A 21,126-nucleotide genomic window follows, 5' to 3' on the forward strand; every position below is an offset into this window, starting at 1 on the left:
TGCAGGAGATGCTGCGCCGCCATCCGCATCAAGGGAATTCGAGTCCATGCCCGTCGACACCAAAGCCGCCACCGATCGTCTCATGCGCTTCCTCACTGTCGAGGGCGTCACCGGACAGGAGGCGGCGATCGGGCGGGAGCTCACGGCTGCGCTGAAGGAGAGCGGCGTGCCGGCCAAGGCGATCCGGCTCGACGACGCCAACACGCGCATTCCAGTGCCGACCGAGACCGGCAACCTCATCGTCGACCTGCCCGGCCGCGGCGCGCTGCACAACCATCCACGCATCATGTTCATGACCCACATGGACACGGTGCCGCTGTGCGCCGGTGCGAAGCCAAAGCTGTCCGGGCGCAAGATCGTCAACGACGCCAGGACCGCGCTCGGCGGCGACAATCGCTGCGGCTGCGGCGTACTGGTGACGCTGGCCGCCGAGCTCGAAAAGCAGAAGCTCGATCATCCGCCGATCACGCTGTTGTTCTGCGTACGCGAGGAGAGCGGTCTCTATGGCGCGCGCCACGTCAAGCTCGACGAGCTCGGCAAGCCGGTGATGGCGTTCAACTATGACGGCGGCTCGGCCTCCAATGTCGTGATCGGGGCCGTCGGCGCCGACCGCTGGACCGTCGAGATCTTCGGCCGCGCCTCGCATGCCGGCGTCGCACCGGAGCGCGGCATCTCATCGACCATGATCATGGCGCTGGCGCTTGCGGACGTGAAGGCCGGCGGCTGGTTCGGCAAGGTCGTGAAGGGCAAGAGGCAAGGCACCAGCAATGTCGGCCCGGTCACCGGCGGCGAAGGCCGCCCCGCGGGCGATGCCACCAACGTCGTCACCGACTACGTGCATGTGCGCGGCGAGAGCCGCAGCCATGATGGAAAATTCTTCAAGGAGATCACCAAGGCCTACAAGGCCGCGTTCGAGAAGGCGGCCAAGAAGGTCACCAACGCGCAAGGCAAGTCCGGCAAGGTCAAGTTCAAGGCCGAGACCGACTATTATCCGTTCCGCATGAAGGAGAACCTGCCGGTGGTCAAACGCGCGATCGAGGCGGTGTCTGCGGTGGGGGGAAGCCCGAACGTGCGGGCCGCCAATGGCGGCCTGGATGCCAACTGGATGGTCCGCCACGGCGTTCCGACCGTCACCTTCGGTGCCGGCCAGAACGAGGCACACACGGTCGACGAATGGATCAATCTCGACGAATACGACCGCGCCTGCGCGCTGGCGGTGCAGCTGGCGACGATGCGGTGAGATGGCAAACGGCACGTCATCGCGCTTCAACACGGCTCTGATCTAACGGGTCGATCGCGGCTTCCGTGAAGTCCGCGCCTGTCCCGTGCTGCCATCGATGGCGAGCACCGTCACGCGGTTCCTCGGCCGCAATCAAACCGAGTCAGGAGCAAACCTCCGCCATCAACTCCAAGTAGATTCAGATCCAAGCGTGACCGCAGTGCGTCTCGCCGAGACCTCCGCTGTTTTCAGAGTCACGCGACTGACATGAAATGGGAGTGATGCGCCATGCGCGCGATGCCGAACGACACCCTGATCCTCACCTTTCCGGACTTCAGCCAAACCGCGACCATCGTCGGAGATCCCAACTTCCCGATCGACGGCTGGGGCGGGAACGACACGGTGACGGCAACCATCCTCAACACGGACGTGTTCGTTACGCTGATCGGCGAAGACACGGTCATGCAGGGCAATTCCCACGGCGGCAACGACACGCTCACGGCGAAGGTGGATTATCCCTTTAGCGGCGCCACCATTATGGGCGACGCCGAGACCATGTTGGGCAATGCTGCAGGCGGCAGCGACACGCTCACCGCCGACGCCGGCGGCAATTTCCGCTCCAACATCTCCATTTACGGAGATGCCGGAGGCGACATGTCGGGCAACACGCAAGGCGGCAATGACACGCTGACAGGCGTGACCGGTGGGCGCGCCTTCGAGAACGTGTTCAGCGGCGATGCCGGGGGATCCATGAGCGACAACGCGCATGGCGGCAACGACACGCTGAACGTATTCGAATATGCATACGAAAGCACGGCGACCCTCAGTGGGGATGCCATCGGTGCCATGACCGGCAATACAATCGGTGGCAACGACGACCTCACGCTCGGCATCAGCAGCGGCATGGCGATCGGAGGTGGAACGCTGGCCGGCGATTCGCTCACGTCATTGACCGACAATGCCCAGGGTGGCAACGATACCCTGACCTTCGTGACGAATGGCGGCGAGCCGCCGCCGGCCGTCTACGGCTCCCAGCTGATTGGCGACGCCATGAACATGTCCGGCAGTGCGCGTGGCGGCAATGACATCCTCAATGGCGGAGAGTTCACTGATCATCTCTACGGCGATGCGCGGACTTATGCGCCATCTACCCCTGGCTCTATCACCGGCGGCACGGACACGCTGAACGGCGGCGCGGGTAATGATCAGCTGTGGGGCGGACCGAACAACGATGTTTTCGTCTTCACGGCCGGCTCCGGCAACGACGTCATCAACGACTTCAATCAAGGCAACATCGCGGTCGGCAGCACCGCGGGGGAACTCGACGTGATCAACCTGCACGACTACGGTTTTGCCGACTGGGCGACCCTGTCCGGCCTCATCAGCGATGACAGCTCGGGCAATGCGGTGATTCAGCTCACTGCCAATGACACCATCACCCTGAGCGGAGTGCATGCGGCTTCGCTGGAGGCGACTGACTTCATAGTCTAGCGTAAGGTGGGTTAGCCCCGCGGATTGCGCGAAGCGCAAACCGCTAGGCGTAACCCACCACTGTTCGTATCCGCAGAGACAGAAGAGGTGGGTTACGCCAGCGGACTGCGCTTCGCGCATCCGCTAGCTAACCCACCCTACGAAGAAGAAGAACCAAAGACAGGGAGGCACCATGCCGCGCATCGCAAACATCGAGACCGGGCTCTACCGGATCCCCCTCCCCATCACCCTGTCGGACTCCACGCATGGCGACATGACGGCGTTCGAGCTGCTCACCTGCCGCATCCGCGATGCCGATGGCGCCGAGGGCGTCGGCTACACCTATACGGTCGGGCGCAACGGCGGGGCTGTGGCCGACATTCTCAAGCGCGAGATCCCGCCGCTGGTCGAAGGGCGCGAGGCCGACGACACCGAGGCGATCTGGCATCATGTCTGGTGGGGGCTGCATTATGGCGGGCGCGGCGGGCCGGCGGTGCTGGCGCTCTCGGCACTCGACATCGCGCTGTGGGATCTCAAGGCGCGGCGCGGCAAGCTGCCGCTGTACCGCCTGCTCGGCGGCTTCGATGCGCACGTGCCGTGCTACGCCGGCGGCATCGACCTCGATCTCTCCGTCGATGCGCTGCTCAAGCAGACCGATGGCAACCTCGCCAAGGGATTTCGCGCCATCAAGATGAAGGTCGGCCGGCCCGACCTCAAGTCCGATGTCGCGCGCATCTCCGCGATGCGGCAGCATCTCGGCGACGGCTTTCCGTTGATGGCGGATGCCAACATGAAATGGACGGTCGAGGAGGCGATCCGGGCCGCGCGCGCTTTCGTTCCTTTCGACCTCACCTGGCTGGAGGAGCCGATCATCCCCGACGACGTCGCCGGCCATCTGCGTATCATGCAGGCCGGCGGCGTGCCGATCGCGGCGGGCGAGAATCTGCGCTCGCTGTGGGAGTTCAAGAACTACATCGCCAGTGGTGCGGTGTCCTATCCCGAGCCCGACGTCACCAATTGCGGCGGCGTTTCCGCCTTCATGAAGATCGCGCGGCTGGCGGAAGCGTTCAACCTGCCCGTCACCAGCCACGGCGCGCACGACATCACCGTGCATCTGCTCGCGGCCTGCCCGAACCGCTCCTATTTGGAGGCGCACGGCTTCGGGCTCGACAAGTATATCGAGCATCCGCTGGTGCTGAAGGACGGGCTGGCGCTGGCGCCGGACAGGCCCGGGCATGGGATCGGGTTTGACTGGAAGGGGCTGGCGAAGCTGGCGTAACACCCATTGCTCGTCATTCCGGGGCGCGACGAAGTCGCGAACCCGGAATCTGTTGGGCCGCGGAGCTCGCTGCACGATGGATTCCGGGTTCGCGCCAAGAGGCGCGCCCCGGAATGACGGAAAAAGCGCACATTGCTGCACGCGAGGCATTCCAAGGCGCAGGGTGCATGGCGGTGATAATCCTTTATGCTGACGGCAACCGACACCTTGCGAAAGACCCCTGCCTTGTCCCCCGAACTGCACCAGAAACTGACCGTGTGGCGCCGGCATCTGCATGCCCACCCGGAGCTGTCGCTCCAGGAGAAGGAGACGGCCGCCTTCGTGCAGGACAAGCTCACCGAGCTCGGCATTCCCTTCGAGGCTGGAATCGGCGGCCACGGCATCGTCGCGACCTTGAGGCGCGGCCATGCGCAGAGGCGGGTCGGCCTGCGCGCCGACATGGATGCGCTGCCGATCACCGAGGATACCGGCCTGCCCTATGCTTCAAAGACATCCGGCGTGATGCATGCGTGCGGCCATGACGGCCATACCGCCGCGCTGCTGGGCGCTGCGGCGCTGCTCGCCACTGATACCGATTGGAGCGGCACGGTCGATTTCATCTTCCAGCCGGCCGAGGAAGGCTTTGGCGGTTCGCGGGCGATGGTCGCGGCCGGGCTGTTCGACCGCTTTCCGATGGAGCGGATATTCGGCTTCCACAACTGGCCGGGCCTTGCCGCCGGCACCATCGCCGTGCACGACGGCGTCGTCATGGCCTCCGGCGGGCGCATCACCATCACGATCGAGGGCCACGCCGGGCACGCCGGCATGCCGCATCTGACGCGCGATCCCGTGGTGGCGGCCGGGCACCTCATCGTCGCGCTGCAAGCGGTCACCTCGCGCGGCGTCGATCCGCTCGACACCGCCGTGCTGTCGCTCTGCACGATCGAAGGCGGCACCGCGCCGAACCAGATCGCCGGACGCGTCACCATCCGCGGCACGCTGCGCTATCACCGCGAAGCGGTCAAGGACGTCATCCTCGACGGCATCACGCGTACCTGCGCCGGGATCGCGACCAGCTTCGGCGTCAAGGTCACGCCCGAGATCGTCTGGGGTGTCGGCGTCGTGATCAACACGCCTGATGAGGCCGACCTCGCGCGCATCGCCGCGGAGAAGGTCCAGGCGCCGGTGCGGCGCGATCTCGCGCCCAGCATGGCCGGCGAGGATTTTGCCCATTATCTGCAGCAGCGGCCCGGCGCCTTCGTCTGGATCGGCAATGGCGAGTTGCGCGACGGCGCCGAGCTGCACGGCCCGCGCTACGATTTCAACGATGCGATCCTGCCCGTGGCATCAAGCTGGATGGCGGAAGTGGCCAAGGCGGCGCTGGCGACGAACTGACTTAGGAGATCTCGCGCGGCAGCTTCCAATCGGGCCGCGGCGCGAACGTCTCCTCCGTCTCTTCGATGCGCTCGACGTGATAGCCGGCCGGCAGAATGTGGCCGCCCTCCTCGTCCGCAATGGGGACGTCCGTGACGAGGCCCTCGATCAAGGCAGCTTCCCACACTTCCTTCTCGGTCGGAAAGGGATTACCGATCTGCTTGTCGCCTTCGAACAGCGCGTACATCGGTTCCGGTCCTCACCGTTGATGCTCACGAGAAACGTATCGGCCGCACGGACGTTCCCTCTGGCAAATGGCAACGGATGGTACGTGAAACATGGCGCGCGTTCTGATCGGAACTTCGGGCTGGCACTACGCCTCCTGGCGCGGCCCGTTCTTCCCCGAGGGCGTGACGCTGAAGCAGCAGCTCAGCTACTATGCCGGGCAGTTCGACACCACGGAGCTGAACGGGGTGTTCTACCGTACGCCGACGCTGGAGGCGGTGACGGGATGGCGGGAGCAGACCGGCCGCGATTTCGTGTTCGCCTGGAAGGCGTCGAAATTCATCACGCATTGGAAGCGCCTGTCGGAGCGCTCCGTCAACAGCCTCGAGCTGCTGGAGGACCGCATCTCCAGGCTCGGCGGCAAGGCCGGCCCGATCCTGTTCCAGCTGCCGCCGCAATTCGAGGCGAATGCGGACCGGCTCGCCTCGTTCTTCAAGCTGCTGTCGCGAAAGCGGCGTTACAGTTTCGAATTCCGCCATCCGAGCTGGTATCAGCCGCGCATCCTGCGCATGCTGGCGGAGGAGAACATCTCGCTGTGCCTGTCCGATCATCACGACGCGCCGGCGCCGTGGAAGCGCACAGCGGATTTCGTCTATGTGCGCGGACACGGGCCAAGCGGGCGCTATCACGGGCACTATACCAAGGCCACGCTGGCGCAATGGGCCAAGCGCATCAAGTCGTGGAAGCGGCAGGGCTGCGACGTCTACGTCTATTTCGACAACGACCAGAAGAGCGCAGCACCGGCCGATGCCAAGGCGCTGAAGCAGCTGCTGTGACGCTAGATGACACCGCTCTGCCGAAGCGCCGCGATCTCGTCCGCATCATAGCCGAGCTCGGCGAGAACGCGGTCGGTGTGCTCGCCGAGTGTCGGCGGGCGGCTTGCGATCTCGCCCGGCGTTTCCGACAGCCGCACCGCGGCGCGGGCAACCGGGGCCTGCTTCGGCAGGCCGGGATAGTCGACGTCTTGCATGAAGCCGGCGGCGCGGATGTGCGGATGGTCCAGCGCCTGTTGCGGCGAGAGCACGGGACCGGTCGGGATCATCGCCTCGCCCAGCGTGTCGACGGCCTCCTGCGTGGTGCGCTCGGCGCACCAGCGCGCCATCCGCTCGCTGATGATGCGGCCGTTATTGCCGCGGCTGATGTCGTCGGCAAAGCGCGGATCGTTCAGCCACACATCCTCCTCGCCCATCAGCCGCGCCCAGCGCTTGAACAACGGATGACCGGTGACCTGGCAGAGCACCCAGCCGTCTTTGGTCCGGTAGATGTCGGCGGGCGCCGCGGTCTGGCCGAGATTGCCGGTCGGCACGCGGTTGACGTCGATGACGGCCTGCTCGATCAGCGTGGCATTGGTGAAGGACAAAGCGGTTGCGAGCAGCGCGCCCTCGACGATCTGTCCCCGCCCGGATTTGCCGCGCTCGATCAGCGCGGCGAGCGTGCCGAACGCGCAGTGCAGCGCGGTGCCGAAATCGACCCAGTTCACCGCGGCGCGGTACGGCGGATCTCCGGTGCCGGTCATGTACACCGAGCCCGACATCACCTGGCCGACGCCGTCGAAGCCGACGCGGTCGGACCACGGGCCAGGCCCGCCGAACGCGGTCGCCGTGGTCAGGATGATGTCCGGCTTGATCTCTTTCAGCGAGTCGTAATCGAGCTTCATCGCGCGCAGGGTCTGCGGCGGCAGATTGGCGACCACGACGTCCGCGGTCGCGATCAGGCGGCGCATCACCTCCTGGCCTTCCGCCTTCATTGGATCGAGTGTGATGCCCTTCTTGTTGCGGTTGATCTGGAGGAACAGCGCGCCCTCGCCGCCTTCGCCCACCGGCGCGACGAACCGATCCTCGCTGCCGTCGCGCTTCTCGACCCGGATGACCTCGGCCCCGAACTCGGCCAGCAAGGTCGCGCAATAGGGCCCGGCGATATAGCGCCCGAAATCGAGCACGCGCACGCCCTCCAAGACTCCTCCCATCGGCTTCTTCCCTGTTGTTCCAAGGAGATTACAGGGACTGGCTGCCACGGCAAGATCAAGACAGGCATGGGCCGGCCCTCATGTATGACGGCGCGGATTCAGGTCTTGCGACAAAGGAGCAGGCGCCAGGAACGATTCGAGCATCGGAGGCTTGGTTTTTTTAGTCCAAACAAGGAGAACCCGATGAAAAAACTAGCGACGATTGCGACTGCTGCTGCGTTGGCTGTGACTTCCACGATTGCTTTGGCCCAAGGTGGCGGCGGCGCCGGGAGCGCGGGCGTTGATCGGACCAATAACAGCATGGCGAATGACGCTGGCAAGGGCGGCCCCAAGACGACGACCGGCGCCGGCAAGACGTCCGGCAGCAAAGTCAAAAGCTCCACCGATCACGGAGAAAAGACCGGGGAAAAACTGCGGGGCCAATAACGGGCAATCCGCAGAAGAAGAGACCGCTCCAGGGCGGCCTCCTCCGATGTGCTTCCGATCACGGTTAGGTGACGACGCGGGAGGAGTATCCCTCCAAAGAACTAGCCGCCGAAAGGCGGCTAGTTCTTGACCTTGTATTTTTCTTATTTCTTCAGGGCGTCAGCCGCACCTCGCATCGCATGGCACGGGGCCGGCGAAAGCATTCGACGGCCGGAATCTATGCTTTAAGATGCACGCGTTTATCCCCCAGCGAGAAGCGCACAACGATGCCGCAGCAATTCGATCGATCCACAGAAGATCTCGGCAACGCCATCCATTTCGAGCACGTCAACATCCAGGTCCCGGACCAGCGCCTCGCCACGCTGTTCTACGTCGCCGGGCTCGGGCTCACCCGCGATCCCTATCTGATGGTGTCCGACACCAACATGTGGATCAATGCCGGGCGGAGCCAGTTTCATCTGCCGAGCGGCCGGCCGCAGGTGCTGCGCGGACATATTGGCCTCGTCATCGAAGGCCGCGAGGCGCTGCTGGCGCGGCTTGCAACGGTCGCGAAGAAACTCGAGGGCACCGCGTTCGCATTCACCGAGCATAACGACCATGTCGAGGCGGTCTGCCCCTGGGGTAACCGTTTGCGCTGCTACGAGCCCGACGCCGCGCGGTTCGGCCGGATCGCGCTCGGCATTCCCTATGTCGAGTTCGACGTGCCTATGGGATCGGCAGCCGGCATCTGCGCCTTCTACCCTGAAGTCATGGGCATGCCCGCGAGCTTGCGGAACGGCGATGGCACTGTGGCCGCCGTGAAGACGGGCCGCAACCAGCATCTGCTGTTTCGCGAGACCGACCGGCCGCAAGCCGACTATGACGGTCACCACGTGCAGATGTACATCACGGACTTCTCCGGCCCCTACCGCAAGCTGCTTGCGCGCAAGCTGATCTCGCGCGAGGACAATCAATACCAGTACCGGTTCTGCGACATCGTCGACCTCGACAGCGGCAAGAAGCTGTTCACGGTCGAGCACGAGGTTCGCTCAGTGACCCATCCGATGTTCATGCGTCCGATGGTCAATCGCAATCCGGCGCTCAACAACCGCAACTACGCCTTCGGCCACGACGAGTCGGCTTGGGCGATGGGGCCGGATCAGTACGAGGGGTAGTCCTCGCGCGGCGCTTCCGTGCGCTTCACGCTACGGCAAATTATCCCGCAGGAAGATGTCGATGCGGATGCGCTCCTGGTCGGGGCTGATCGGCTCGCCCGAACAATGCGCGAGCAGGACTCGCGCCGCAGACCGCGCCTCATGGCCGGCATCCTGGTTGATGACGGCGTCGAGCGTGCCGCGCACCAGGAACCGCCTGGTGTGCTCGGTCAGCTCATGGGTGATCCAGACCACCTCGCGCGCGCGGCCCGAGGCCTCGAGCGCATCGGCGATGCCGCGGTTTCCGGCGCCGCAGCAATAGATGCCGCGGAGATCGGCATGGCGGGCGAGCAGCGCGGCCGTGAGGTCCCGGGTGCGGTCACTGTCGTCGCGCCCCTCGATGACAGGCAGTGCGGACAGGCTCGCATACTCGCTCGACAGGATCTGGTGGAAGCCGAACTGCCGTTCGGTGTGGTCGCGCAGCGACAACGATCCCGCAATCACGGCGACGGTGCCCTCGCCCCCGGCGAGGAAGCGCCCCATCAGCGTGGCGGCGGTGCGGCCCGCGGCCGGATTGTCGATCCCGACATAATGCACCCGGGACGAGCTCGGCGCGTCCGACACCAGGGTGACCACGGCAACCCCGCGCGCGACGAGCTCGTCGATCGCGGCGCGCACCCGGGGATGATCGAGCGCGATGACGGCGACGCCCTGATAGGCCGGCGAGAGGTTCTCCAGCGCACGGGCAAGGACATCGGGGTCGAACACGTCGACATGGTGGATGTCGATGAAGCCGCGATGGCCGGCGAGCCAGTCCGCGGTGCGCGCGACCTGCTCGCTGAGGTTGGTCATGAAGCTGTTGCTGCCGGTCGGCAGCACGAAAGCGAAGCGGAAGGTCTGCCCGCGGGCGAGCCGCGCCGCGGCAACATCGGCGCGATAGCCGAGCTTTGCCACGGCGGCCTCGACGCGCGCGACGGTCTTGGCGCGGACACCCTCGCGCCGGTTGACGACGCGATCGACGGTGGCGAGCGAAACGCCCGCCGCGCGCGCGACGTCCTCGAGCGTGGCCCGAAGCACCGGCTGGGTCGCGCCTTCAGTCATTCGCGCGCGGCCCATAGCATGCCGCGGGTCATCAACGTCCGGATCTCCGGCACGTCAAGCTCGTAGGCGCGGTGGCCCAGCGAGGAATAGAATACCCTCCCGGCGCCATAGCGCTTCTTCCACACCACCGGCATCACCACGCCCTCGATCCAGGGCGCGTGCTCACCGGTGAAGGTCGTCGTTGCCAGGACCTCGATGGCGGGATCGACATGCATGTAATATTGCTCAGACCGATGCTCGAAGCTCTTCAGACCCGTCATGATCGGATCGTCCGGCTTCGTCAAGTCGACCTTGTAGTCGATGATGTTGCCGGGATGGGCGACCCACTGCCCGCCGCACAGGAATTGGTAATCGACCGATTCGCGGAAAGCATCGCACATGCCGCCATGGTGGCCGGCAAGCCCGACGCCGCTGCGCACCGCATCGCAGAGGTTGAGCGCTTCCGCCTTCTCGATCTTCGACATCGTGTAGATCGGTATGATCAGCGACAGATCGTGGATCGCGGGATCGGCAAAGGCTGCCGTCGTGGTTTCGATCCGCACCTCGAAGCCTTCCGCCTTCAGCCAGCCGCGGATCATCGACGCGCAGAGATCGGGATCGTGTCCCGGCCAGCCGCCCCATACAATCATTGCCTTGCGCATGGTCATACCCTCAATCGATCTGTCCGGTTTCGCGTCCCGCCGGCAGCATCGCCGGCCGCTCGACGCGGCTCTCGATCTTGACGCGGCGGCCCTCGTCGGCGGAAGTCTGGAACGCCTCCATCACCTCCAGCACGTGGAGGGCGAGCGCGCCGCTGGCGCGATGCGGCCGGTCGTTCAGGATCGCGCCAGCCATGTCGGCGACGCCGATCGAGCGGAACTCGCCCTCGACGTGGCCGTGCGTCAGCGGCATCGCCTCCCATTCGCCGCCGGTCTTCGCCACCTGCACCTCGCCGCCGAAGCGATTTGGATCCGGCACCAGCATGCTGCCCTTGTCGCCGTAGATCTCGATCGGCGCATGCCGATGTTTCGGCACGTCGAAGCTCATCGTGATCGACACGACGGCGCCGCTTTCGAACTCCAGCGTCCCGGCGACATGGGTCGGGACCTCGACCGGAATCAGCGCGCCGTTCATCGGCTGGCTGGTCACGAGGCGCTCGGTCTTGGGGCGCGCGGTCGAGCCCATCACGCTGGCGACCGGGCCGAGCAATTGCACGAGATCGGTGATGTAATACGGCCCCATGTCGAGCATCGGCCCGCCGCCGCGCAGGTAATAGAAGCCAGGCGCCGGATGCCAGCGCTCGTGGCCGGGGCAGCCGAAGAAAACGCTGCCCGCGACGGGCGTGCCGATCGCGCCGTCGTCGATCAGCTTGCGCGCGGTCTGATGGCCGCCGCCAAGGAACGTGTCGGGCGCGCAGCCGACGCGCAGGTTCTTCTGCGCGGCAAGCTCCATGACCTTGCGCGCCTCAGTGACATTGATGCCGAGCGGCTTCTCCGAGTGAACGTGCTTGCCGGCGTTCAGCACCGCCAAACTGACATCGGTGTGGGCGAGCGGCACCGTGAGATTGACGATGATTTCGACGTCGTCTCGCTTCAACAATTGGTCGACCCGCATTCCCGGCAAGCCGAAGGCCGCGCCCTGGCGTTCCGCAATCTCGCTGCGCATGTCGGCGAGCGCCCTGACCTCCATGACCGGAAAGCGCTGGGCCGCCTTGAGATAGGCGGTGCTGATCACCCCGCAGCCGATGATTCCGATGCCGACTTTTCTCATGTTATCTCCTCAGAATACGGCTCATCCCTTGACCGCGCCCGCGGTGAGGCCGGCCACGATGTGCTTCTGCGCCAGCAGGAACAGAATGATCGTGGGCAGGATGGTGAGTGTGATGAAGGCCAGGATCAGGTGCCATTCGGACGAGTATTCGCCCTGGTAGACCATGATGCCGAGCGGCCAGGGATACAGCGCGTCGGTGTTCAGCATCACCAGCGGCAGCAGATAGGCGTTCCAGCTGTTGACGAAGGTGATGGTGCCGACCGTCGCCAGGATCGGACGCGACAAGGGCAGCGTCACATAGCGGAAGAACTTGATGTAGCTGCAGCCGTCGACCAGCGCCGCCTCGAGCAGCTCATAGGGGATGTCCTTGAAGAAACGGCGTAGCAGCAGCACGCTCATGGCGAGGCTGAACGCCACCTGCGGCAGCGCGACGCCGAAATAGGTATCGAGCAGGCCGAGATCGCGCACCTTGATGAACAGAGGCAGCACGGCGGTCGCGGCGGGGAACAGCAGGCCCAGCGTCAGATAGCTGAGCAGCATCGATGAGCCGAAGAACCGGACATGGGCGAAGGTGAACGCGGCCATCGAAGCCGTGATCAGGGTCAGCGCCACCGCCAGCGTCGAGATGACAAGCGAATTACGCAGTAGCTGCCAGTAGCGCGCCGAGAACAGGATGTCGGCGTAGTTCTGCCACTCCCATTGTGCGGGCAGGCCGAATGGATTGACACGGAGCTCGCCGAGCGACTTGAAGCCGCCGAGCAAGGTCGCGAGCAGCGGCACCAGGACGAAGATCGCGACCAAGCCGAGGAACAGCGCCTTGAACAGCGCTGCGGGATCGAATGCGCTTCTAGCCCCGGCACTATTCATCGCGCATGAACCATCGCTTGTAGGTGAAGGCAAAGGTCACGCAGATCGCGAACAGGATGACGCCGATGGCGCTGCCATAGCCGACCCGCATGCGCGAGATGCCGTTGTTGTAGAGAAAGCTCACCAACGTGTTGGAGGAATCGGCCGGCCCGCCGCGCGTCAGCGGCATGACGAGATCGAACAGCTGCAGCGATCCGATGATGGCGAAGAACACCGACAGGCGGATCGTCGGATAGAGCAAGGGGATCACGACGTGGCGCAGCGTCTGCGTCCGCGTCGCGCCGTCGATACGGGCGGCCTCGACCAGGTTCTTGTCGAGGCTCTGGAGCGCGGCGATGAACAGCATCATGTGGAAGCCGAAATATTTCCAGACCACCACGATCAGCACCGCCAGCATCGCCGTGTCGGTCGAGGCCAGGAGATGCGGAGGCTCGGCGCCGAACGTGCGCCAGATCGAGGCGACGAGGCCGTAATCGCCGTCATAGACGAAGCTGAAGATCAGCCCCGTCGCGATCTCGGCGAGGATATAGGGCATGAAGAACAGCATGCGCAGCGCCACGGCGCCGCGAAACTTTTCGGCCAGCATCAATGCCAGGGTCAGCGCGAGCGGCAGCTGGACGGCGAGCGAGACCGCAATGATCAGCCCGTTGTTGCGCAGCGCGAGCCAGAAGGCCCGCGTCTCCAGCACGAAGCGGTAATTGTCGAGGCCGATCCAGTTGGTCGGCCTGCCGAACCCGTTCCAGTTGAAGGCGGAGTACCAGGCGGCCTCGCCGATCGGCAGCACCACGAACAGCGTGAACAGCAGCAGCGCGGGCGGCAGGAACAGGATCAGGACGGTGAAGCGGCCATCCCAGCCGGGGCCACGAACCGCGCCACGAATCCCGACCTGGGGGGCCGCCTCACCGGCGACGCCGATCGGCGACGACATCGCGATCCGTCGCGCCACCGGTCAGTTACCCTGCTTGTACGCCGCTTCGATGGCTTTCGCTGCGTTCTGCGGGCTCATGCTGCCGCCGGCGATCTCGGCCGTGACGTCGTTGACGACGCGACCGACCGAGGGGCCAAGGCTCTGATCATAGAAGTTCTGGTGATAGTTGGACTTCGCCAGATTGGCCGCGATCTGCTTCATGAAGGCGCTGTTGAGACCGGCTTCGCCGCCCTTGACGACGGGAACGATGAAGTTGCCGGCGGCAAGCCGCGCCTGCACGTCCTTGGAGATGAAGAACTTGAGGAAGTCGGTGGCTTCCTTGGGCGCCCCCTTGGTGATCAACCAGCCGGTGATGCCGCCGAGCGTGTCTGACGGCTCGCCCTTGCCGCCGGGTACGACCGGAAAATCGAACCAGCCAAGCTTGTCGTCGCCGAGACCGACCTTGTCGGCGGCAAGCGCGCGCTGGGTGTGATAGAAGGACGAGATGGCCAGGATCATCGCGGCCTTGCCGTCGCCGAAATAGCCGACGGCCTGCGGATTCTTGAAGCCGAGGAAGCCGTTCTGGAAGGGCTGGAGATCGACCAGCTGCTTGAACAGCTCGCCGGATTTCTGAAAGGTTTCGCCGGCGAACCCGCCATTCTCACCCTTCAGTGCTGCATCGAAGGCCGGCTTGCCGCCGATGCGCACTGCGAGATGCGTCCAGTAAAAATGCAGCGGCCATTTATCGGCACCGCCAACCACAATCGGCGTCACGCCCGCGGCCCTCAGCGTTTTCACTGCGCCGAGCAGATCGTCCCATGTCTTGATCTTGCTCGCGTCGACATTGCCCTTGGCCATCAAGTCCTTGTTGTAGAGGAAGCCGACCTGCGAGAGCGCGGTCGGCAGGCCATAGACCTTGCCGTTGCTGGTGAAAGCCGCGAGCGCTGCCGGTGCGATCGTGTCGCTGTAGCCGCCGCTTTTCACGGAATCGGTGATGTCTGCCAGGACGCCGGCCTCGATCTGGGTCTTCAGCACTCCGCCGGCCCAGCTATAGATGATGTGCGGCCGATCCTTGGATTGCAGGATGGTCGGCAGCTTGGCCTTGTAGGCCTCGTTCTCGAGGAACTGCATCTCGACCTTCACACCTGGGTGCGACGCCTCATAGCTGCGTGCGACCTCCTCCCAGATCTTCACCTGGGCCGGGTTGACCTCGATGTGCAGCCATTTGACCGTGGTGTCGGCTGACGCGGAACTGGCCCAAAGCAGGCATGCGACAGCAGCGAGTCCCAGTTTCCCGAGCAATCTCATCACATCCTCCCGACCGTCTTTATTCTTTGGCGCAATCCTGCCCTCAATTTTTGAGGTGCGCAACACAAATTCTGATCTATGCACCTCACCAATGGAATGGCTATGGTTTGCGAAAGAGTCGACGCGGCCTGCCGCGCCGGCCGCAACAAACGAGGTGCCCATGGCTGCGATCTATTCCGACCTCGCCGGCAAGGTCGTACTCGTCACCGGCGGCGCAGCCGGAATCGGCGCTGCGATCGTGCGGCGCTTTGCGGAGCAGAAATCCAAGGTCGTGTTCTTCGACATCAAGGTCGAGGAGGGACAGCGCCTGGCGCGCGAGCTGTCCGAGCAGGGATTGGCTGCGCATTTCCAGCATGTCGATCTCACCGACATACCCGCGCTGCGTGCCGGCGTCGCCGAGGCACGCAAGGCTCATGGCCCGATCAACATCCTGATCAACAATGCCGCTCATGACGAGCGGCACAACACCGAGGAGATGACGCCGGACTATTGGGACGACCGCATCGCGGTGAACCTGAAGCACCAGTTCTTCGCATCTCAGGCCGTGTTGCCGGACATGAAGGCGGCCAATGCCGGCGCCATCGTCAATTTCGGCTCGGTGTCGTGGATCGCAGGACAAGGCGGCATGGCCGCCTACACCGCGAGCAAGTCAGGCGTGATCGGGCTGACGCGCTCGCTGGCGCGCGACTACGGCCCCTACAACATCCGCGTCAATGCGATCGCGCCAGGCTGGATCATGACCGAGCGGCAGCTCGAGAAATGGATGACGCCGGCCGGCGAGATCGAGCTGCAGCAGCGACAATGCCTGAAGCGCCGGCTCATGCCGGACGAGGTTGCGAAGTTCACCGTCTTCCTCGCCTCCGACGAGGCCTCCGCCTGCACCGCCCAGCACTACATCGTCGATGGCGGCTGGGTCTGAGATGCCCTAGGGATCAGTCGGAAGATCCGATCCGGACGCGGCCGGGCGGAGCTCACGCGGTCAAGGCCGCGATGGATCGAGCCGGTCGCCGAGACCGGCTGGCGCCGTGGTCGCGCGAGGCCGACCGATGCCCTCGCTCAAGGTCTTGCCGCTGGCGACATTGACGAAGTGCAGCGAGGCGCAAGCGGGACACCGGACCGGGACGTGCGTGTCCGCGGCGTCGGAGCCTGTGCCGGGAATCCAGTGCTGCACGTTCATGCCCGTGCGGGGGCATTTGAAGATGACGTTGCGCTCCATGCTGGAGATATGCGCCCGGCGCGGCGACCTGGAAATTGCGGTCCAATACTTACGCAGATGTCCTGAACGGATTGACGCGAGCAGCGGTGAAGACATCGCGCAGCGCTTGTAAGCGGCTTGCCGATCGAGAAGCGTTCGGTCAAATACCGCCGCCTCCCTTGAGCTGGATCAAGACATGTTTGCGACGCCGACGATAGTCTTGTGTCGGCATCGGGAACGCTTTTTCGAGGTCCCCTTTGCCGGAGCGAGCGACGTTTGGATTTCGAGGCCTTTCCGGCGCCGCTTTCACGGAGAGTGCAGAAGACCGCGAACATGGAGCAGGCCGGAGAGCGGCTCCGCCGAAGAGTTCGATGGAACGAAGATCGGCAGCGCGGGTTTGCTGGACGAGTTCAGACCCTGGATGGAAGAGCCACGCGAACAATCGGCCTCGGCGCTCCCATCGAGCCCGAGGCCGGTTTTCGTCGAAGGTAGTGCATGGTCTGGACAAGGGAGGACGCCGATCAGGAGAACCGACATGCTTGCCGACATTGACACCGACGATCTCACCGAGGTCGTGCGCTACGCCCTGGAGACGACCCGCGCGACGACGGCCTGCCCGTTCCATCGGGACGTGATCGTCCGCATCGGCGATGACGCCGCCGAGAGTCACGCCTTCGAGCGCGCCAAGCGAATCGTCAGATGCGACGGCGCCGAATGGAACAAGGAGGCTCTCAGGGCCGAGCTCGGGCGCCAGCTCGGCGCAGCCGCCGACGGCCGCTGCCCGAAGTGCGATCCGACCGCCTCGTGCACCTAGCGCGCCGCGATTTGCAAAATGTTGCGGCGCCACGCGTCGGCGACGAGCCATGCAGATCGACCCGCTCCGGCGACTTAACTTGTGTGAAGGCCGCAGATGGAATTGGCACCTAGCCTGAACGACGCGCGTCGTGCATCAGAGGTCAGACTTCCCGTGAAAGTGACAAAGCCGATCGCCTCGATCATGCGCGGGAGTTCCAAGACGGATCCTCCGTCGCCGGATGGGAACGACGAATGTCAGCTGCCGCCATCGGCCGAGAGGCGTCAGGTCGTCGATGAGTACGCCGAAAACTTGCGGAAGATCATCCGAAGACTGCTTGGAAGGCTGAACTGACAGCGCTTGCGGTCGTCCTTGAGCGCTTTGCGGCAAGGGATCAACTTGTCCGGCCCTTTGGCGTGCGATCGTGCTGCCGGTTCGCCTTTCCGGGCGAGCCCTACGGCCAAGCCCCGCCGCCCCGACGGGGCAAGGGTGATACGAGCTTGCCCATTGTCTCAATGACAAGGAAGCCGCATGCCTCAGTGCACCCCAACACCGAGCAGGCGCTCGACCATCTTGGGGTCGTCGCGCAAGTGCGAGCATTCACCACTCCAGACCGCTTTGCCGCGTTCAACCACCATGACATGATCGGCAAAGCGCAGCGCTCGTTCGATCTGCTGCTCGACCAAAACGATGGTCATTTCACCAGAACTCGCCAGCGCGGTGATGATTTCCATGATCTGATCGCAGATCACCGGCGCGAGCCCCTCGAGCGGCTCATCCAAGAGGAGAACTGAAGGCCTTCCCAGCAGCGTCCTGGCGAGCGAGAGCATCTGCTGCTCGCCGCCCGATAATTGCGTCCCGAAATGGCGTCGACGTTCGGCCAACCTCGGAAACATCACGTAGACCTCTTCAAGTGCCTCTCGACCTCGATCCTTGAGACCCGCGACCAGGTTTTCTTCCACCGTCAGCGACCGAAATATGTCGCGTGTCTGCGGTACGTAACCGAGACCTCGTTGAGCGCGTGTCGATGCCTTGGTATCCGTGAGATCAGCCTCGCCCAGGAATACTTTTCCCCCATGATGGGTCGTCAGACCCATCAGCGATGCGAGCAAGGTCGTCTTGCCGGCTCCGTTTCGACCAAGGACGCTGAGACGGCCTCCTGGCAAGACCTCGAACGACATGTGATCGATGATACGGGTGGGGCCATACCCGGCACTGAGACCTTTGACTTCAAGACGCGTGGCGGGCATCTGCGTAGCTACCTAGATAAGCTCGACGGACTTCCTGATGGTGCGTGACTTCTGCCGGATCGCCCTGGAAGATCAGCTTTCCGTTGGCGAGAACGAGCACACGGCGGGCAAATTTGAACACCAGGTCCATGTCATGCTCGATCATCAAGACCGCGATATCAGATGGCAATCTGTCGATCGCCTCGATGATCTTGGAGGACTCCTCTGACGGAACCCCTGCCGCGGGCTCGTCCAGGAGCAGGACCTTCGGCTCGAGAGCAAGCCCGATTGCCAGGTCAAGAAGGCGCTGCTGACCGTACGCCAGTTGCGAGACCTGCCTGTCGGCCAGATGGGCGATACCGAGCGTTCCAAGGGCCCGCTCCCACTCCCGACGAACGTCCGGCCGATCCATCGGGGAGGAAAACATGCTTCTCGTGAGCCCCTTTCGTTGCATCACGGCGAGCGCGACGTTTTGTGCGACCGTCAGGCTCTTGAAGAGCCTCGTGATCTGAAAGGTCCGGATCAAGCCGGCGTCGACGCGATCGGAAATCGGTAGTGCGGTCACATCAACCCCGGCGAGGTGGACGGCGCCCTGTGAAGGGGTCAAGTCGCCGGAGATGACGTTGACGAGCGTGGTTTTGCCGGCGCCGTTCGGGCCAATCAACGCGACCCTTTCTCCCTTCCCGATACTGAAGGAAATATCATCGTTGACCCGCATCCCGCCGAAGGACATCGAAACGTTTCGCAGTTCGAGCAGCGGCCGGCTCACGGGCGCCTCCTCATCACCGAGGCGGTGCGACCAGCAAGCAAGCCTCCAAGGGACACCAGGCCTTTCGGGGCGAACAAAACGACCGCGATCAGCAACGCACCGACCATGGTCATCCAATGGAATGGATTCGCAGCCGAGACGTAGTGCTCGAACACTTGAAAGACGATGGATCCGATCAGCGCGCCCCAGAGACTGCCTGCGCCACCCAGGACCAGCATGACGAGAGCTTCAGCCGACCGCTCAAATCCGATGCTATCCAGTCCCACGACGCCCGTATTGATGGCATTGAGAGCACCACCAATTCCGCCAACAACCCCCGACACGCCATACATCAGCACGAGCCGGGGATACACGCGGGCACCGATCATCCGAGCTCGCAGGCTGTCATCCTTGATTGCCTGACAAAGCAGGCCGAACGGAGAGTGCACGATTCGAAGCAGCACCACGAACACGACCATGAGCACCGCAACGGAGAACACGTAGCCGGTGCGACCGTACATGTCGAACGCGTAGACCCCGAAGACTCGTCCAGGCGAAATGCCGGACAATCCGTCGCTTCCGCCCGTCAGGCTGGACAGTTTGTTGGCCAGCGCCGCGACGAGCTGTCCGACGGCAATGGATAGCACAAGCTGGGGGAGACCCTTGAACCTCGTGACAAGGACGCCTGAGACCAGCCCCATCACGGCACCGGCCACCGCCCCCACGAGCAACAACAGCAGGGGGTCGGAATGTCCGGCAAGGCATGCGTTACCCACGACGTAGGCGCTCACACCGTAGATCGCAGCATGTCCAAGGGTGGCGACACCGCAATACCCCGTGACCAGATCGAGCGACAGCACCAGAAGCGTGATGCTGATCAGTCGCGTCAGAAACGCGAGGTCCTCCGGAAAAAGCGTGTAGCCGAGCACTCCGAGCGCCAGCGTGATTGCGACAGCGCGCAGCTCAAGCGGCACGGAAAAACGCGGCGGGCTCACGCCATCGACCATGGCTCGATCGGTCACGTCAGTGCCTCCTGCCCAAAAGGCCGTTCGGGAACAGAAACACGACCAGAATGACCGCAAGATAGAAGAAGAACTCACCATATTCGGGTGCAAGATACTTGCCGGTCGTGTCCGCGAGGCCAAGCAATATCGATGCCGCCACGGCGCCCGGGATCGATCCTGCCCCGCCGACCGAGACGACGACAAGGAACGTCACCATATATCTGAGCGCGTAAAAAGGTTCGACGGGCAACAGTTCGGCGCCCACCACGCCCCCGAACGCCGCCAGGCCAACCGCAAGCGCAAAGGTCGCGGAAAAAAGGATCTGCGTCTTGATTCCGAGCGACTCGGCCATGTCACCGTTGTCGACCGCGGCACGCAGCCGGATCCCGAACTCGGTGCGGTCGATCAGCAGCCAGAGCAAGCCCGCGGTGCACACTCCGCAAATCATCACGAAAATCCGATGAGCCGGGATCATTCGGAAGCCGAGATCAACGGGACCGCTCAGCAGCGCGGGCAGCGGAATGGATTTGGTTGTCGGGCCAAGAATGTAGTTGGCAACGCCGATGATGACGAACGCGATGCCGATCGTGAGCAATATCTGGGTCAGCTCATCGGACTTGCGATAAATCCGGCGGTAGAGAAGAAACTCGAGCGGAAAGGCGATCGCGATGGTGCCGAGGACGGCCAGGACAATCGCGAGTGGATATCCAACTCCTGCGTTCTTGAGCGCAAAAGACGCGAGATATCCCCCGATCATCGCAAATGCGCCATGAGCGAGATTCACGACCCTCATCAGGCCCATCATGATGGATAGGCCGATGGAGATGATGAAAAGCACCATGCCGTACGAGAGGGCATCTAGCCCGATGCTGAGACCCGTCCACGCCATTAGTTGAATGCTTCCGCGGCTTTTCGGATCTGGAGCCGCTCGGCAGCCAGCCCGAACAGGTGGATGTGCGCGTCCGTCAAGCCGGGTATCATCCGGTCGCTGGCATCGCGATAGATGCGACCGTTGACGAAGCGAATAGACTGCGACCGACCACTCATTCCGGGCCCTTATCCGACACGATGAAGAGATTGCTCGCGAGATTTAC

At 63.9% G+C, this 21,126-nt stretch carries 23 protein-coding genes; 9 read left to right on the top strand and 14 right to left on the bottom strand.

Going from position 1 to position 21,126, the window contains the following annotated elements; genetic code table 11:
• Positions 1–46: 46 nt before the first annotated feature.
• The 4 genes from I6F31_RS01690 to I6F31_RS01705 all read left to right on the top strand — a co-directional run bounded on the left by I6F31_RS01690 (position 47) and on the right by I6F31_RS01705 (position 5,342).
• Positions 47–1,240, top strand: a complete 1,194-nt coding sequence (locus I6F31_RS01690; protein ID WP_225173677.1) for a M20/M25/M40 family metallo-hydrolase — start codon at positions 47–49, stop codon at positions 1,238–1,240.
• A gap of 267 nt (positions 1,241–1,507) precedes the next feature.
• Complete coding sequence (locus I6F31_RS01695; RefSeq protein ID WP_225184589.1) at positions 1,508–2,710, top strand: hypothetical protein; 1,203 nt, start codon at positions 1,508–1,510, stop codon at positions 2,708–2,710.
• Positions 2,711–2,882: 172 nt separating this feature from the next.
• Positions 2,883–3,968 carry a mandelate racemase/muconate lactonizing enzyme family protein gene (locus I6F31_RS01700; protein WP_225173675.1) on the top strand — a complete coding sequence of 362 codons (1,086 nt, stop codon included), beginning with the start codon at positions 2,883–2,885 and terminating at the stop codon, positions 3,966–3,968.
• 225 nt (positions 3,969–4,193) lie between these two features.
• Positions 4,194–5,342 (top strand): amidohydrolase, encoded by a 1,149-nt coding sequence (locus I6F31_RS01705; RefSeq protein WP_225173726.1) that lies wholly within the window; start codon positions 4,194–4,196, stop codon positions 5,340–5,342.
• A 1-nt stretch (position 5,343) separates the two neighbouring features.
• On the opposite strand, the gene I6F31_RS01710 is transcribed toward I6F31_RS01705, so the two are convergent.
• Positions 5,344–5,568, bottom strand: coding sequence for a hypothetical protein (locus tag I6F31_RS01710; protein ID WP_225149985.1), 225 nt, complete (start codon positions 5,566–5,568; stop codon positions 5,344–5,346).
• A 91-nt stretch (positions 5,569–5,659) separates the two neighbouring features.
• Between I6F31_RS01710 and I6F31_RS01715 the strand changes: the two genes are divergently transcribed.
• Complete coding sequence (locus I6F31_RS01715; RefSeq protein WP_225173674.1) at positions 5,660–6,382, top strand: DUF72 domain-containing protein; 723 nt, start codon at positions 5,660–5,662, stop codon at positions 6,380–6,382.
• Positions 6,383–6,384: 2 nt separating this feature from the next.
• On the opposite strand, the gene I6F31_RS01720 is transcribed toward I6F31_RS01715, so the two are convergent.
• Complete coding sequence (locus I6F31_RS01720) at positions 6,385–7,572, bottom strand: CoA transferase (protein ID WP_225173673.1); 1,188 nt, start codon at positions 7,570–7,572, stop codon at positions 6,385–6,387.
• Between the two features lie 183 nt (positions 7,573–7,755).
• On the opposite strand from I6F31_RS01720, the gene I6F31_RS01725 reads away from it, so the two are divergent.
• Together I6F31_RS01725 and I6F31_RS01730 are read left to right on the top strand one after the other, a co-directional pair.
• On the top strand, positions 7,756–7,998 hold the full coding sequence (locus I6F31_RS01725) for a hypothetical protein (protein WP_156446846.1): 243 nt from the start codon (positions 7,756–7,758) through the stop codon (positions 7,996–7,998).
• 266 nt (positions 7,999–8,264) lie between these two features.
• Positions 8,265–9,152 carry a hypothetical protein gene (locus I6F31_RS01730; RefSeq protein ID WP_109144599.1) on the top strand — a complete coding sequence of 296 codons (888 nt, stop codon included), beginning with the start codon at positions 8,265–8,267 and terminating at the stop codon, positions 9,150–9,152.
• A 30-nt stretch (positions 9,153–9,182) separates the two neighbouring features.
• On the opposite strand, the gene I6F31_RS01735 is transcribed toward I6F31_RS01730, so the two are convergent.
• From I6F31_RS01735 to I6F31_RS01760, 6 genes are read right to left on the bottom strand one after another with little or no spacing between them, the layout of a single operon-like run.
• Positions 9,183–10,232, bottom strand: a complete 1,050-nt coding sequence (locus I6F31_RS01735; protein WP_225171684.1) for a LacI family DNA-binding transcriptional regulator — start codon at positions 10,230–10,232, stop codon at positions 9,183–9,185.
• The gene (locus I6F31_RS01740) at positions 10,229–10,873 is read right to left on the bottom strand and encodes a ThuA domain-containing protein (protein ID WP_036004213.1); all 645 of its coding nucleotides are present in this window, start codon (positions 10,871–10,873) and stop codon (positions 10,229–10,231) included. The genes I6F31_RS01735 and I6F31_RS01740 overlap by 4 nt, the downstream gene beginning before the upstream one ends.
• A gap of 10 nt (positions 10,874–10,883) precedes the next feature.
• Positions 10,884–11,981: a Gfo/Idh/MocA family oxidoreductase gene (locus I6F31_RS01745; RefSeq protein WP_225127516.1), complete on the bottom strand. Its 1,098-nt coding sequence runs from the start codon at positions 11,979–11,981 to the stop codon at positions 10,884–10,886.
• Between the two features lie 21 nt (positions 11,982–12,002).
• Positions 12,003–12,848, bottom strand: a complete 846-nt coding sequence (locus I6F31_RS01750; RefSeq protein WP_225143611.1) for a carbohydrate ABC transporter permease — start codon at positions 12,846–12,848, stop codon at positions 12,003–12,005.
• On the bottom strand, positions 12,841–13,794 hold the full coding sequence (locus I6F31_RS01755) for a sugar ABC transporter permease (RefSeq protein ID WP_225143609.1): 954 nt from the start codon (positions 13,792–13,794) through the stop codon (positions 12,841–12,843). Before I6F31_RS01755 ends, I6F31_RS01750 begins: the two co-directional genes overlap by 8 nt.
• Before the next feature lie 3 nt (positions 13,795–13,797).
• Complete coding sequence (locus I6F31_RS01760; RefSeq protein ID WP_225143607.1) at positions 13,798–15,063, bottom strand: extracellular solute-binding protein; 1,266 nt, start codon at positions 15,061–15,063, stop codon at positions 13,798–13,800.
• Positions 15,064–15,223: 160 nt separating this feature from the next.
• Here I6F31_RS01760 and I6F31_RS01765 point away from each other — a divergent pair, with 160 nt between their 5' ends.
• Entirely contained in the window at positions 15,224–15,982 is a 759-nt protein-coding gene (locus I6F31_RS01765) for an SDR family NAD(P)-dependent oxidoreductase (RefSeq protein WP_057026998.1), read from the top strand.
• Between the two features lie 60 nt (positions 15,983–16,042).
• Here I6F31_RS01765 and I6F31_RS01770 read toward each other — a convergent pair whose 3' ends face one another.
• The gene (locus tag I6F31_RS01770; RefSeq protein ID WP_225143605.1) at positions 16,043–16,279 is read right to left on the bottom strand and encodes a hypothetical protein; all 237 of its coding nucleotides are present in this window, start codon (positions 16,277–16,279) and stop codon (positions 16,043–16,045) included.
• A 514-nt stretch (positions 16,280–16,793) separates the two neighbouring features.
• On the opposite strand from I6F31_RS01770, the gene I6F31_RS01775 reads away from it, so the two are divergent.
• Positions 16,794–17,072 carry a hypothetical protein gene (locus I6F31_RS01775; protein ID WP_036026108.1) on the top strand — a complete coding sequence of 93 codons (279 nt, stop codon included), beginning with the start codon at positions 16,794–16,796 and terminating at the stop codon, positions 17,070–17,072.
• A gap of 515 nt (positions 17,073–17,587) precedes the next feature.
• On the opposite strand, the gene I6F31_RS01780 is transcribed toward I6F31_RS01775, so the two are convergent.
• The 5 genes from I6F31_RS01780 to I6F31_RS01800 are packed head-to-tail and all read right to left on the bottom strand — an operon-like array spanning position 17,588 to position 21,079.
• Entirely contained in the window at positions 17,588–18,301 is a 714-nt protein-coding gene (locus I6F31_RS01780) for an ABC transporter ATP-binding protein (RefSeq protein ID WP_225143603.1), read from the bottom strand.
• Positions 18,282–19,013, bottom strand: coding sequence for an ABC transporter ATP-binding protein (locus I6F31_RS01785; protein ID WP_225112739.1), 732 nt, complete (start codon positions 19,011–19,013; stop codon positions 18,282–18,284). The genes I6F31_RS01780 and I6F31_RS01785 overlap by 20 nt, the downstream gene beginning before the upstream one ends.
• A 32-nt stretch (positions 19,014–19,045) precedes the next feature.
• Complete coding sequence (locus tag I6F31_RS01790; protein WP_109144604.1) at positions 19,046–20,035, bottom strand: branched-chain amino acid ABC transporter permease; 990 nt, start codon at positions 20,033–20,035, stop codon at positions 19,046–19,048.
• Between the two features lie 16 nt (positions 20,036–20,051).
• Positions 20,052–20,921: a branched-chain amino acid ABC transporter permease gene (locus tag I6F31_RS01795; RefSeq protein WP_225134208.1), complete on the bottom strand. Its 870-nt coding sequence runs from the start codon at positions 20,919–20,921 to the stop codon at positions 20,052–20,054.
• The gene (locus I6F31_RS01800) at positions 20,921–21,079 is read right to left on the bottom strand and encodes a hypothetical protein (protein ID WP_157783994.1); all 159 of its coding nucleotides are present in this window, start codon (positions 21,077–21,079) and stop codon (positions 20,921–20,923) included. The genes I6F31_RS01795 and I6F31_RS01800 overlap by 1 nt, the downstream gene beginning before the upstream one ends.
• Positions 21,080–21,126 lie beyond the last annotated feature (47 nt).

The sequence above is a fragment of the Bradyrhizobium sp. NBAIM01 genome, from assembly GCF_020194115.1.
Classification (GTDB): Bacteria; Pseudomonadota; Alphaproteobacteria; order Rhizobiales; family Xanthobacteraceae; genus Bradyrhizobium; species Bradyrhizobium yuanmingense.